The 12,677-nt window shown below is 71.5% G+C and carries 13 protein-coding genes; 6 read left to right on the top strand and 7 right to left on the bottom strand.

Annotated features, from left to right (window positions below; all coding sequences use genetic code 11):
* The first annotated feature begins 9 nt into the window (after positions 1-9).
* Positions 10-1,071: an L-glyceraldehyde 3-phosphate reductase gene (gene mgrA, locus OO60_RS30060; protein WP_205624085.1), complete on the top strand. Its 1,062-nt coding sequence runs from the start codon at positions 10-12 to the stop codon at positions 1,069-1,071.
* Positions 1,072-1,268: 197 nt separating this feature from the next.
* Here mgrA and OO60_RS30055 read toward each other — a convergent pair whose 3' ends face one another.
* On the bottom strand, positions 1,269-2,132 hold the full coding sequence (locus OO60_RS30055) for an SDR family NAD(P)-dependent oxidoreductase (RefSeq protein ID WP_003056018.1): 864 nt from the start codon (positions 2,130-2,132) through the stop codon (positions 1,269-1,271).
* A 131-nt stretch (positions 2,133-2,263) separates the two neighbouring features.
* Between OO60_RS30055 and OO60_RS30050 the strand changes: the two genes are divergently transcribed.
* Both OO60_RS30050 and OO60_RS30045 read left to right on the top strand, forming a co-directional pair.
* The gene (locus tag OO60_RS30050) at positions 2,264-2,929 is read left to right on the top strand and encodes a TetR/AcrR family transcriptional regulator (RefSeq protein ID WP_003056015.1); all 666 of its coding nucleotides are present in this window, start codon (positions 2,264-2,266) and stop codon (positions 2,927-2,929) included.
* A gap of 14 nt (positions 2,930-2,943) precedes the next feature.
* Complete coding sequence (locus tag OO60_RS30045; RefSeq protein WP_003056013.1) at positions 2,944-3,813, top strand: TIGR03564 family F420-dependent LLM class oxidoreductase; 870 nt, start codon at positions 2,944-2,946, stop codon at positions 3,811-3,813.
* Positions 3,814-3,936: 123 nt separating this feature from the next.
* Here the strand turns inward: OO60_RS30045 and OO60_RS30040 are convergent, their stop codons facing one another.
* The 4 genes from OO60_RS30040 to sigC form a co-directional block, all read right to left on the bottom strand.
* Complete coding sequence (locus OO60_RS30040) at positions 3,937-5,160, bottom strand: PucR family transcriptional regulator (protein WP_003056011.1); 1,224 nt, start codon at positions 5,158-5,160, stop codon at positions 3,937-3,939.
* 135 nt (positions 5,161-5,295) lie between these two features.
* Positions 5,296-5,754: a (2Fe-2S)-binding protein gene (locus tag OO60_RS30035; protein ID WP_003056009.1), complete on the bottom strand. Its 459-nt coding sequence runs from the start codon at positions 5,752-5,754 to the stop codon at positions 5,296-5,298.
* Positions 5,755-5,762: 8 nt separating this feature from the next.
* A complete protein-coding gene (locus OO60_RS30030; RefSeq protein ID WP_003056005.1) occupies positions 5,763-8,000 on the bottom strand; it encodes a xanthine dehydrogenase family protein molybdopterin-binding subunit in 2,238 nt (745 codons plus the stop codon).
* 163 nt (positions 8,001-8,163) lie between these two features.
* Entirely contained in the window at positions 8,164-8,715 is a 552-nt protein-coding gene (sigC, locus tag OO60_RS30025) for an RNA polymerase sigma factor SigC (protein ID WP_003056003.1), read from the bottom strand.
* A 16-nt stretch (positions 8,716-8,731) separates the two neighbouring features.
* On the opposite strand from sigC, the gene OO60_RS30020 reads away from it, so the two are divergent.
* Complete coding sequence (locus OO60_RS30020; RefSeq protein ID WP_240490563.1) at positions 8,732-9,460, top strand: hypothetical protein; 729 nt, start codon at positions 8,732-8,734, stop codon at positions 9,458-9,460.
* 29 nt (positions 9,461-9,489) lie between these two features.
* Here the strand turns inward: OO60_RS30020 and OO60_RS30015 are convergent, their stop codons facing one another.
* Positions 9,490-10,002, bottom strand: coding sequence for a PadR family transcriptional regulator (locus OO60_RS30015; RefSeq protein WP_081655689.1), 513 nt, complete (start codon positions 10,000-10,002; stop codon positions 9,490-9,492).
* Between the two features lie 89 nt (positions 10,003-10,091).
* Between OO60_RS30015 and OO60_RS30010 the strand changes: the two genes are divergently transcribed.
* Both OO60_RS30010 and OO60_RS30005 read left to right on the top strand, forming a co-directional pair.
* Positions 10,092-10,646: a hypothetical protein gene (locus OO60_RS30010; protein WP_003055994.1), complete on the top strand. Its 555-nt coding sequence runs from the start codon at positions 10,092-10,094 to the stop codon at positions 10,644-10,646.
* Positions 10,643-11,923 carry a carotenoid oxygenase family protein gene (locus OO60_RS30005; protein ID WP_003055991.1) on the top strand — a complete coding sequence of 427 codons (1,281 nt, stop codon included), beginning with the start codon at positions 10,643-10,645 and terminating at the stop codon, positions 11,921-11,923. Before OO60_RS30010 ends, OO60_RS30005 begins: the two co-directional genes overlap by 4 nt.
* On the opposite strand, the gene OO60_RS30000 is transcribed toward OO60_RS30005, so the two are convergent.
* Complete coding sequence (locus OO60_RS30000) at positions 11,920-12,660, bottom strand: DUF427 domain-containing protein (RefSeq protein ID WP_205624084.1); 741 nt, start codon at positions 12,658-12,660, stop codon at positions 11,920-11,922. The genes OO60_RS30005 and OO60_RS30000 overlap by 4 nt on opposite strands.
* Positions 12,661-12,677 lie beyond the last annotated feature (17 nt).

The raw sequence follows: 12,677 nt of genomic DNA, 5'->3' as shown, positions 1-12,677 counted from the left end.
CGAGGCCGGATGGCCGGCGAACAGCGCAGTAGCATCGGCCGCGTGACCTACGCTGCGGCTTCCGGCCGATACGACTCGATCCCCTACCGGCGCTGCGGGCGTTCCGGGCTGAAGCTGCCGGCGATCTCTCTCGGCCTGTGGCACAACTTCGGCCACGACCGCCCGCTGCAGACCCAGCGCGACATCACCCGCCGCGCCTTCGACCTGGGCATCACGCACTTCGACCTGGCCAACAACTACGGCCCGCCCTACGGCTCGGCGGAGGAGAACTTCGGCAGGCTGCTGGCCACCGACTTCCGGCCGTACCGCGACGAGCTGGTGATCTCGACCAAGGCCGGCTACGACATGTGGCCCGGCCCGTACGGCGAATGGGGTTCGCGCAAGTACCTGCTGTCCTCACTGGACCAGTCCCTCGGCCGGCTCGGCCTGGACTACGTCGACATCTTCTATTCCCACCGCTTCGACCCCGAAACGCCTCTGGAAGAGACCGTCGGGGCCCTCGACGCGGCCGTCCGCGCGGGGAAAGCGCTGTATGTCGGGATTTCGTCGTACAACTCGGAGCGGACGGCCGAAGCGGCGCGGCTCCTGCGCGAGCTGGGCACGCCGCTGCTGATCCACCAGCCGTCGTACTCGATGCTCAACCGCTGGATCGAGGAGGACGGCCTCCTCGACACGCTCGAACAGGCGGGAGCGGGCTGCATCGCGTTCTCCCCGCTGGCGCAGGGGCTGCTGACCGACCGGTACCTGAAGGGCGTCCCGTCGGATTCCCGGGCCGCGCAGGGCAAGTCCCTCGACCCGGACACCCTGGACGAGAACCGCCTGGGCCGAGTCCGGGCCTTGAACGACATCGCGGCCCGGCGCGGCCAGTCGCTGGCCCAGCTGGCGCTGGCGTGGGCGTTGCGCGACCACCGGGTGACGTCGGTGCTGATCGGGGCGAGCAGCGTCGGTCAGCTCGAGGACAACGTGGGCGCGCTCGGCAATCTCGAGTTTTCGTCGGAGGAGCTGACGGAGATCGACGGCCACGCGACCGACGCGGACATCAACCTCTGGAAGCGTTCCTCGGACGCCTGAGCCCGCTGAGAGCGGCCCGCTGCCGGGATCACCGGCGGCGGGCCGTCTCCTCCGCTGGGTGGGTGGGCCGACTGAGTTTCCCGCCAGCCGCGAGAGCCCGAGTTTCGCCACCAGCCACGGGCGGCCCGAGCTTCCCTACCGGCCGCGAGCCCTCTGAGCTTTCCCACCGGCCGCGGGGGCGCCCCCCGTTTTCCACGCTACCGGTGGGCACCGACATTTTCGGCCGGCTGCACCCCCTGTGCCTCCGCCGACAGGTCCTGCCACTCCGCCCACGTCGCCAGCCGGTCCGCGTAGACCTGCTGGATCATCGGGTAGAACCCCTGACCGAAAAGCACCCTCAGGGGCGGGTTGGCCGCGTCGACGACCTTCAGCAGCGCCCGGGCCGCGGCCGCCGGGTCGCCGGCCGGCTGGCCGCCCGCGATCTCGGCCAGCCGGCGGCGGAGTCCGTCGTAGGCGGGGTTGGGCTCGGCGACGTGGCCGTTGGCGAGCGGGTCCGGGTTCTTGCCGTCGCGGGTGGCGTAGCCGCCCGGCTCGACGATCGTCACCTTGATGCCGAAGCCGGCGACCTCCCTCGCCAGGGTTTCGTTCAGCGCCTCGATCGCCCACCGGGACGCCTGGTAGGCGCCGCCGAGTGGCATCGCGATGATCCCCGCCGCCGACGACAGCTGGACGAAGTGGCCGGCGCCCTGGTCGCGCAGGATGGGCAACGCCGCCTGGATGACCCACACCGGGCCGAACACGTTCGTCTCGAGCTGGCCGCGCAGCTCCGGCTCGGTCAGCTCCTCGATCGCTCCGATCTGGGCGTAGCCGGCGTTGTTCACGATCACGTCCAGGCGGCCGAAGTGCTCGGCAGCCCGCTTCACGTTCTCGAAGACGGCGTCCTTGTCGGTCACGTCCATCTCCAAAGGAAGCACCGCGTCGCCGTAGGTGGCGACGAGCGAGCCGAAGCTCGCCGTGGACCGCGCCGTGGCGGCCACCCGGTCGCCTCGGGACAGAGCCGCCTCGACAAAGCAGCGGCCCAAGCCGCGCGACGAGCCCGTCACGAACCAAACCTTGCTCATGCGCTCTTCCGTTCTCTGCACGTTTTCTGCAATGCCTGTGGGCATCCGGTCGCCCACAGGACACCGGGAGCCGGGCTCTTGTGACAGCCTGACGTTTGACCAAATGAGAAATCTGGTCATAGGATAGGCCCATGCCTCCTGCCGAAGACCGCGCCGAGCGGGCCGAGCGCATCCTCGACGCCGCCGCCGACCTCCTCCTGCGCGCCGGGTACCGGCGGACCACCATCGAGGACGTCGCCGAGCGGGCCGTCGTCGGCAAAGGCACCGTCTACCTGCACTGGAAGAACCGCGAGGAGCTGTTCCTCGCCGTCCTGCTCCGGGAGTCCGTGCGGGCGCTCGAAGACCTCGTCGCGGCGCTCGCGGCCGATCCGCTCGCCACGCGGCTTTCGCGGCTGACCGAGCTCCACTACGGCAACGTGCTGGGGCGCCCGCTGCTGCGGGCCGGGTACGCCGACGACGCCGAGACGCTCGGCAAGCTGCTGCCGAAGCTGCACGGCAAGCTCGACCCGCGGCACGCCGAGTCCTTCGTCGAGTACCTGGACCTGCTGGCCGCCAACGACCTGCTGCGCACCGACCGGCCGGTCCGCGAACTCGTCGTCGCCTACCAGGCCGTGCTGCACGGCTTCCTCGGCGGCAGCCCGCCCCCCGCGCCCGCCCTGATCGCCGACACCGTCGCGCACGCCTTCGAGCCGCTCGCCGTGTCGACCCGGCAGCTGCGCGCCGTCGCTCCGCGCGCGCTGGCGCTGTTCACCGAATCCGTGGCGCTCGACCGCAAACAGCTCGAACGCGCGTACTGATACTGGAGGGACCCATGCGCACCGGAATCCTGATCGACGAACTCGGCGTCGGCTTCGACGCCATGACGGCTCAAGCCCGCGAAGCGGCGAAGCTCGGCTACGACACGCTGTGGCTGGCGCAGCGCGGCGGCTGGGACGCGCTCACCGCATTGCCCGCGCTCGGCGCCGCCGCACCCGGCGTGGAGCTGGGCACGTGCGTCGTCCCGACGTACCCGCGGCACCCGATCACCATGGCCGCACAGGCCCTGACCGCGCAGGCGGCCACCGGCGCGCCCGTGCACCTGGGGATCGGGCTGAGCCACAAGTACATCATCGAGAACGAGTTCGGCTATTCCTACGACCGTCCGATGCGGCACCTCAGGGAGTACCTGGAGGCGCTGAACCCGTTGCTGCGAGGGGAAAAGGCGGACGTCCACGGCGAAACGCTGACGGCCGTCGGCGGCCTGAACACCCCGGGCGCCCGGCGGCCCGCCGTGCTGCTCGGCTCGGTGAGCCCGCAGTCGACGCGCCTCGCGGGCGAGCTGGCCGACGGCGTGATCACGACGTGGGCGGGCCCGCGGGCGACCGCCGAGTTCGTCGTACCGACGCTGGGCGGCGCGTCCCGCGTGGTCTCGGGCCAGCTGATCTGCGTGACGTCCGAAGTGGACGAACGCCGCACGTGGATCGAGAAGACTTACGGCGGCGCGGCGAACGTCCCGGCGTACCGCGCGATCCTCGACCGCGAGGGCCACGACCGGATCTCGGACACCGCCATCATCGGCGACGAGAAAACCGTGCTCCGCCAGGTGAAATCCCTCGAAGACGCGGGCGCGACGGAACTGCTGGTGATGCCGATCGGCCCGGCGGAGGAGCAAGCCCGGACGCGCGAACTGCTGGCCACGTGAACCGCCGCCGGGCCGACGCCCCGCACCCCGGCCCGGACGCCTGAGCTCACCCGCCCTCGGGGGCGCCCCCCGTTTTCCACGCTACCGGGCAGCACCGACAATTCCGCGCCGCCCGGCGGCCCGCTAACGCGGCGCCGGCAGGTGAGCCGCTTCCGGGAACAGGTTCAGCGCCCGCAGCGCCGCGCCCAGCTCCACGATGTCCGCCGGGTCCGTCAGTGACCGGCCCAGTTCCTCCGTGATGCGCTTCAGCCGGTGCCGGATCGTGTTGGGGTGGCAGAACATCCGCTCCGACGTCAGCTTCGCCGATCCCTGGCAGTCGAACCACGCCCGCAGCGTCAGCAGCAGCACGTTGCGTTCGTCGCCCGGGAGGTCGAGCACCGGCTGGAGCACGTGGTGGGCCAGCTGGACCGACGCCTCCGGCGCGCTGGCCACCAGCCCGGCCAGCGGTGACTCGGTGAACTGGACCAGTCCCGGCGTTCCCGGCGTCATGCTCGACAACGCCACCCGCGCGAGGTGCAGCGCGCGGGCGGTGTTGCCGAGGCCGGTGAACACCGGGCTCATCCCGACCCGGCCCAGCGGGTGCTCGCGGACCAGCGCCACGATCGCCGGGGCCGCGGCGGGGTCCCGCAGGGACACCACCCCGACCTGCAGGTCCGGCGTGAGCCGCCAGGCCGAGGCGTGGTGCAGGGCGCGCAGGCGGGCCTCGACCTGCGGCAGCGGCTCCTGGCCCAGCCGCGGGGTCTCCGCCGCGACGACGACGAACGTGCCGTCGAGGGACAGGTCGAGCACGCGGGCGATGTCCCACAGCGTGCCCTCGGTCGCCGCGCCGCCCGCGAACAGGGCCTCGACGAGCGCCGACCGCCGGTTCTGGTGGGCCACCATGACTTCCGCGGTCGTGTCGCGGTAGGACGTCGTGAGCGCTTCGGCGAGGTCGTCGATCAGCGCCCAGATCGCCGTTGTCGCGGCGACCAGTGCCGCCAGGTCCTGGGCCGCGGCGGTCAGCTCCACGAACCGGTGCCAGACCTCGGTCAGCCCGATCCGGTAGGCCCGCAGCAGCTCCGGCAGCGGCGCACCCTGCAGGGCCCGCGCCCGGCCGGTCGCGCGGGCCTGGGACAGGTCCGGGACGTCGGAGCCGCGCAGCGTGCGCATCACGTGCTCGAGGTTGGCGCGCACCGAGTTCCGCAGCTCCGCGTGCGTGACGAACCGGGCGTCGGCGTAGACCGGCATTTCGGCGCGGATCTGGCGCACCGTGCTCTCGATCAGCTCGGGCAGCTTCCCCTCGACCTCGGCGGCGAGGACGGCGACGCGCGGCGCGCGCCCGTCGGACAGAAGCGCCTGGTAGTGCATGGTGCCTCCCGGTCCCCGACCTCTTCGTCGAGGCCTGAGACCGACATCTAACCCGAACGGTGGCACCACGTTCGGGTGAACTTGCTACAGAAACCGCGAATGCGGAGGTTCTTCTGTGGAACCTCCGCATCCGCGTCAGGCCATCTTGGCGGCCGCGCTCTTGATCGCCTCCCGGATCCGGAAGTAGGTGCCGCAGCGGCAGACGTTCTGGATCGCGTCGATGTCGGCGTCGGTCGGGTTCTTCGTCTTCTTCAGCAGCGCCACCGCCGCCATGATCTGCCCCGGCTGGCAGTAGCCGCACTGGGCCACGTCCTGCTCCAGCCAGGCTTCCTGGACCGGGTGCAGCTCGTCGCCGTCGGCCAGTCCCTCGATCGTGGTGACCTCGCGCCCGGCGCACTCCGACACCGGCGTGACGCAGGGGTTGAACGCCTCGCCGTCGAGGTGGCTGGTGCAGGCCTTGCAGACGTTGATGCCGCAGCCGTACTTCGGCCCGCGGACCTTGAGCTTGTCGCGCAGCGCCCACAGCATCGGCAGGTCGGCGGGCGCGTCGACGGTGACGGTCTTCCCGTTCACCACGAAGGTGTAGTTCGGCATGGTTCTCCTCAGCGCGGGAACGGGTCGAAGTCGACCGGGAACGTGATCGGGAAGCTGCGGGGCTTGATCCCGGTCGCCCGGGCGTAGGCGTTGGCGATCGCGCCGACCGGCGCCGGCAGGCCGAGCTCACCCGCACCGCCGATGTCGTCCCCGGTCGCGGGCATGACGTGCACGGTCACGTCCGCCGGCGAGTTCTTCTGCCGCGCGTAGTGGAACTGCGAGTAGCTGCCCTCCAGCGGCAGGCCCTTGTCGATGTGCAGGCCCGCGGTGAGCGTCGTCGAAATCGCGTCGGTCAGCCCGCCGAGCATCTGCGCCTGGATCCCCCGCGGGTTCACCGGCTTGCCGACGTCGACCGCGATGGTGGCCTTCGTGACGCGCGGGTACTTCGGGTCCCGGGCGTCGAGCTCGACCAGGCAGGCGGTGTAGGACTTGTACTCGCCGTGCACGGCGATGCCCTGCGCGAACCCGGCGGGCATCTTCTTGCCCCATTCGCCGAGCTCGGCGACCTTGTCGAGCACCGCACGCTGCCGCTGTTCCTTGATGAATTCCCGGCGGAAGGCCACCGGGTCCTTGCCGAGTTTCGCCGCGATCTCGTCGACCATGATCTCCTCGGCGCCGCGGGTGTTCGCGGAGTAGACCGACCGCCACGCCGAGGTGTGGAACTTCAGCGGCACCTCGTTGAGCAGCTGCGTGGTGACACCGAAGTTGTACGGCGACTTGACGGTCAGCAGGAACACCGTCTGCGCGAAGCTGAGGTTGCCGCCGACCGGCAGCTTCGCCGCGAACGCGGTGAGGATCTCGCCGAGCCCGTGGCTCCAGTCGGTTTCGACGCTCGCGACGCGGTGCTCGAACGTCAGCACCTGCCCGAGCGCGAAGGTCGCGCGGATCCGGTGGTAGCTCGCCGCGCGCCCGCGGCCGTGGCGCATGTCGTCGATCCGGCTCCACATCAGCCGGACGGGCTTCTTCATCGCCTTCGAGATGTGCGCGGCTTCGAGGGCCGCGTCGAAGAACAGCCGCCGCCCGAAGGACCCGCCGCCCTGCTGGACGTGCACGGTGACCTTGTTCTCCGGCAGCCCCAGCTCCTGCGCGATGGTCTGCTTCGCCACGATCGGCGACTTCAGCCCGGCCCAGATGGTCGCGCTGTCCTCACGGACGTCGGCGACCGCGGAGTTCGACTCCATCGGCGCGTGGCTGGCGAACGCGAAGTCGAACTCGCCGTCGACGTACTGCGTCAGCAGCGGTGGCACCACGAACGGGAGCGCGGCGGCCCGCAGTTTCTTCTTGATGGTCTCGTTGTTCTCGCCGTCCACCGTGCCCGGGCCCCAGGTGACGTCGAGGGCGTTCTTGCCGTCGAGGGCCTGGCCGAACGTCTCGGCCATCACCGCAACCCCGGTCGGCACCACGGCGATGTCGATGACCCCCGGCATGGCCCGGACCGCGGCTTCGTTGTTGACCTTCCGCACCGTGCCGTTGATGGTCGGCGGGCGCCGCACCATCACCGGGTTGGCGCCGGGGACGTCGAGGTCGAGCGTGTAGACCTGCTTGCCGGTGACCATCGCGCGGGCGTCCTTGCGCGAGGTCGGCGTCCCGACGAGCGTGTGCGCCGACTCGGCCTTCGGCTGGATCGCCCCGACGCTCAGGCCCGAGCGGGACGCGGGCCCGGCGAGGACGCCGTAGGAGGCGCTGCGGCCGTCGGGCGCCCACACCGCACCGTCGCGTGTGGACAGTCGCGACGCGTCGGTCCCCCACTGCGCGGCGGCCGCGGCGACCATCCTGGCGCGGGCGGTCGCCGCCGTGCCGCGGACCGGGTCGTAGAGCGAGCGCATCGTGTTCGACCCGCCGGTCAGCTGGTTGAACAGCAGCTCGGTGCGGGCGTCCGACAGCACGACGTCGACGCGGTCGAGCGGCAGGTCCAGCTCTTCGGCGACGAGCATCGCGGTCGCCGTCGTGATGCCCTGGCCGACCTCCGCGCGCGGCAGCTGCAGCCGCGCCCGGCCGTCCGAAGTCATCTCGAGCACGAGCATCCCGGCGGTCGGCGCGCACGACAGCGTCAGCACGTCACCGAGGTCGAGGATCTCCGCCGGCTGCGGCAGGGTCGGGACGACGGCCTCGGCGCGGTCCGGGGCCACCGCGTCGGCGGTGAGTTTCGTGGCGACGGTGAGGGTGGGCGCGGCGACCAGGTAGGTCAGGAAACGGCGGCGGCCGACCTGCCCTGGCTCGGGCTGTTCGGTGGTGGGACTGGCCATCGGGGATCCCTTGCTGGGTGGTGGCGGGTGCGCGCCACGCTAAGGAGCCCTTGGCCGGTCGTCAACGCGGAGTAGTCGAGTTCGCCCATCTCTGTGACGAGATGACAGCGGAAGCCGCCGAATGTGTGCGCCGCCACAGTGCCGGACGGCGCAACGGGCTGGTTCAGCCGGCCCCGCGGGCGCGCCGGGCCTGGATCAGGTCTTCGCGGGCGCGGGCCACCCGGGACCGGACCGTGCCGACCGGGCAGCCGCAGACGTCGGCGGCCTCGGCGTAGGACAGCCCGAGGATCTGGGTCAGGACGAGCACCTCACGGCGTTCGGGCTCCAGCCCGTCGAGCAGCAGGCCGAGTTCGACGAGGTCCTCGAAGCCGGCCGCGGGGTCGCGGGTGCGCTCGGCGGCGGTTTCCCAGTCGGTGTCGGCGATCTTGGGCCGCGCGCCGGCCGCCCGGATCTGGTCGACGACCACCCGGCGCGCGATGGCCAGCAGCCACGTCCGCGACGACGAGCGTCCCGCGAAGCGGCGAAGACTGCCGAAGGCGCGAAGGTAGGTCTCCTGTGTCAGATCGTCGGCCGCGCCGGCGTCGGTGAGGTGCGCGAGGAAGCGCCAGACGTCGGCCTGGGTGGCGCGGACCCACTCCTCCAGCGCGCGGCGGTCGCCCCGGCCGGCGGACAGGGCGAGAGCCGTGACGCGGTCGTCGTCCTCACGGTGGGTCATGATCCGGAACTTAGCAGTGACGGGGAACTCCGCGGATCCGCCGTCCGACTACTGGACCATGGAGTGCGAGGAATGCCGTGAAGTGCTGTCGGCCCGCCTGGACGGCGAGGCCGAGCCGGCGTCGCCCGACGAACACCTGACGTCCTGCGCAGCCTGCCGGGAGTGGTTCGCCGGTGCGGAACGGCTGCGGCGCGCGATGCTGCTGCGCCCGGCGCCGCCGGTGCCGGACCTGACCGCGGCGATCCTCGAGCGCACGCCCGCGCCGTCCGGCGAGGGCTGGGGGCTGCGGATCGCGTTGACTGTGGTGGCGATCGCCCAGCTGGGGCTGGCGTTCGCGGAGCTGCTCGGGACCGCACACGGCGGCATCCACCTCGGCCACGAAAGCGGCGCCTGGAATCTGGCGGTGGGCATCGGCCTGCTGACGGCCGCGCTGCGCCCCGCGACGGCGGGCGGCCAGCTGCCGCTGCTGACCGGGTTCGTCGGCGTGCTCCTGGTGTGGTCGGCGGGCGACCTGGCGGCAGGTCAGGTGACGCTGTCCCGGCTGGCCACCCACCTGCTCGTGGTGCTGGGGCTCGCGTTGCTGTACGCGGTACACCGCGGAGAGCGCGACCGGGGCACCCCGCTCCCGGCGGCGACGGCGGACGGCGGCGAGTCGACGCCCGGGTCCACTGTGGACACAGCGGTGGCGCCGCGGCCTCGGGCGCGCGGTTTCCGGCGCCAGGCCCACGGCCGTCACGCAGCCTGAGCGGCGCCGGGTAGGCCGTTATACGCCGGTCACTCGACCTGCTTGACCGCCCACTCCGCCCACTCGCGCTGCATGGCCGAAAACCGCTTCCCCCACTCCAGCACGAGCCGCCCGTACAGCGACTGGTTGTCCTCACCCCAGTCGATCGTGCCCTCCAGCTCCTCGAGCCGCGCTTCGCGCTCGCGCCCCGCCTCGCCCAGTGTCGCGAGGTAACCGCGTGCCTGCTCCGGGGCGACCGAGCCGAGGAAGTACACCCGCAGGAGACCGGCGCTGCGCGGCGGCCCGCCCGGCTCGACTTCGATCAGCCAGTGCCGCAGCTCTTCGAGCCCGGCCTCGGTGATCGCGTACTCCTTGCGCCCGCGCGGCCCCTCGGCGTGGACGCGGATCATGCCCGCGGCCTCCAGCTTGCCGAGCTCGCCGTAGAGCTGGCTCTGCGTCGCCGGCCAGACGTTGGCCATCGCCCGCTCGAACCGTTTCAGCAGGTCGTAGCCGCTTCCGGGCTCGTCGGCCAGCATCCCCAGCACCGCGTGTCGAAGGCTCATGCCCCCATTCTGACATTCCACTATTGACATGTCCAACCGGCACGTTCTAGCTTCGACATGTCAGAGTTGGAACGTCCGGAAGGACAGCCGTGAACTACCTGAAGAGCCTGTTCCCGTGGATCGCGTTCGCCGTGGTCGCGACCCAGTTCGACTGGCGCTGGTCCGGGCTGACCGGCCTGGTGATCTCCGCCGCGCTGCTCCTGCTCGCCCGCCGCGACGGCCGCAAGGCGGACACGCTGATCATCGAGTGGAGCGGGTTCGCCTTCTTCACGCTGCTCACCGCCGTCGCGTTCAGCTTCCCCGCGTCACCGCTGAAGACCTACACCGGCGCCCTCACCGACGCGTGGCTGGCGCTCACCGCCTGGGGATCCCTGGCCATCGGGCAGCCGTTCACCCTCGGCATCGCCCGCACGTCGACCCCGGCGGCGCTCTGGGACAACCCGCTCTTCAAGCGCGTCAACGTGGTCATCACGCTGGTCTGGGCGGCGAGCTTCACCGTCGGCGGGATCGCCGGCATCGCCCTGCTGAACTTCGCGCCGCACGCCACCTTCGCGCTGATCGCCCTCAAGGTGCTGTGCTTCGCCGTCCCCGTCGCCTTCACCATCCGCTACCCGCGCATCGTCCGGGCCCGGGCCGCCGCGTGACCACCTCGGACTTCCACCTCACCGGCGCCTACGCGCCCGTCCACGACGAGCTGACCGCGTTCGACCTGCCGGTGACCGGCGCGCTGCCGCCCGAGCTGACCGGCTGGTACCTGCGCAACGGCCCGAACCCCCGCGGGGACAGCAAGCACTGGTTCACCGGCGACGGCATGGTCCACGGCGTCCGCCTCGAACGCGGCCGCGCCGCCTGGTACCGCAACCGCTGGGTGCGGACCGAGAGCTTCGACGACCCGGACCTCAAGCTGTACAACGAAGACGGCACGCGGAACCTGCACAGCAGCGTCGCCAACACGCACGTCGTGAACCACGCCGGCCGCACGCTCGCGCTCGTCGAGTCGTCGCTGCCGTACGAGATCACGACGGATCTGGAAACCGTGGGCGTGTACGACTTCGGCGGCGAGCTGGCCGACGCGATGACCGCGCACCCCAAGATCTGCCCGGCTACGGGCGAGCTGCACTTCTTCGGCTACGGCAGCATCACCGCGCCGCACGTGGGCTACTACCGCGCCGACGCGGCCGGGAAGCTCGTCGTCCGGCAGCCGATCGACGTGCCGGGGCTGACGATGATGCACGACTTCGGGCTCACCGCGGAGCACGTCGTGTTCTACGACCTGCCGGTGGTGTTCGACCGGGCGTCGGTCGGCCGGGGCATGCCCTACCGCTGGGACACCGGCTACGGCGCCCGGCTCGGCGTGCTGCGGCGCGACCGGCCCGAAGCCGGCGTGCGCTGGCTGGAGATCGAGCCGTGCTACGTCTTCCACACGCTCAACGCGTTCGACACGCCGGACGGCCGGATCGTCGTGCACGTGATGCGCTACGACCACCAGTGGTGGGCGGGCCACGAGGACCCGCCGGCGTCGCTGTGGCGCTGGACGATCGACCTCGCGGCCGGCACGGTCACCGAGGACCGGCTGGACGACCGGCCGGGCGAGTTCCCCCGCATCGACGACCGGCTCACCGGGTCGGACGCGCGCTTCGGGCACGTCACCGGCCACGACGTCCTGCGCCGCTACGACCTGCACGCGGGCACGGCCACCGAGCACGTCTTCGCGCCCGGGCGCGTCCCCGGCGAGGCCGTGTTCGTTCCCGCCGAACGCGGCGAAGGCTGGCTGCTCACCTACGTCCACGACGCGGCGGAGGAGCGCAGCGACCTCGTCGTGCTCGACGCCGGGAACCTCGCCGCGGCGCCCGTCGCCACGGTCCACCTCCCGCAGCGGGTGCCCGCGGGCTTCCACGGGAACTGGCTGCCGGACGCTTAGGCGAACTTGGTCTTCGGCCGGTCCTGCCGGACGCCGTCGACGTAGACGTCCACCTTCTCGTCGAGGAACGCCACCAGGCCGGCGACGCGGGTGCTCTCGGGCAGCGGCGTCGGGTAGCTCCACGCGAGGTCTTCCCGCCCGGCCACGTCGAAGTGCTCGGCGGCCCCCTTGTACGGGCAGTGCGTCACCACTTCGGTCTTGGCCAGCAGGTCCATCCGGACGTCCACCCGCGGCAGGTAGTAGCGGGTCGGCAGGCCGGTCTCGAACAGCAGGTGCGGGCGCACCGAGTCAGCGACCGTGACACCGCCGACCTCGATCCGCACGTGCCGGGAGCTGGGCAGGACGTCGACCCGGACGCCGGGGTCGCGCGGGTGGGTGAAGATCTGCTCGTCCTCTTCGAACCAGTCGAACGCGCCGAACTCGAACCGGACGTGGTCCCGAAGCTCCTCGATGGGCGAATCCGGGTACTCCAGCGCGCCGTCCACCGCCTCAGCCGCGGCACCCTTTATCGTCGACAGAACAGCTTCTCCGCGGCTCGGCGAGTGCGCCGTCCGGCCGGAGGGGGTGAGAACACCGCTCACGACGTCCGCGCGCGGGATGTAATACGTGGGGTAGTAGGGAACTTCCCACACCAGGAGGGGGTGCACCGTGTCCGCGACGACCTGCCCGCCGAGGAACACCCGTACCCGCTTCGCGCCGTGTGCCACGCGGACCCGGCCGCGTACCGGAGTGCTCATACCGCGGTCAACCGGTC

Source organism: Amycolatopsis vancoresmycina (assembly GCF_000716785.1).
GTDB classification, from domain to species: domain Bacteria; phylum Actinomycetota; class Actinomycetes; order Mycobacteriales; family Pseudonocardiaceae; genus Amycolatopsis; species Amycolatopsis vancoresmycina.
This window is presented reverse-complemented; position numbering and strand designations above follow the sequence as displayed.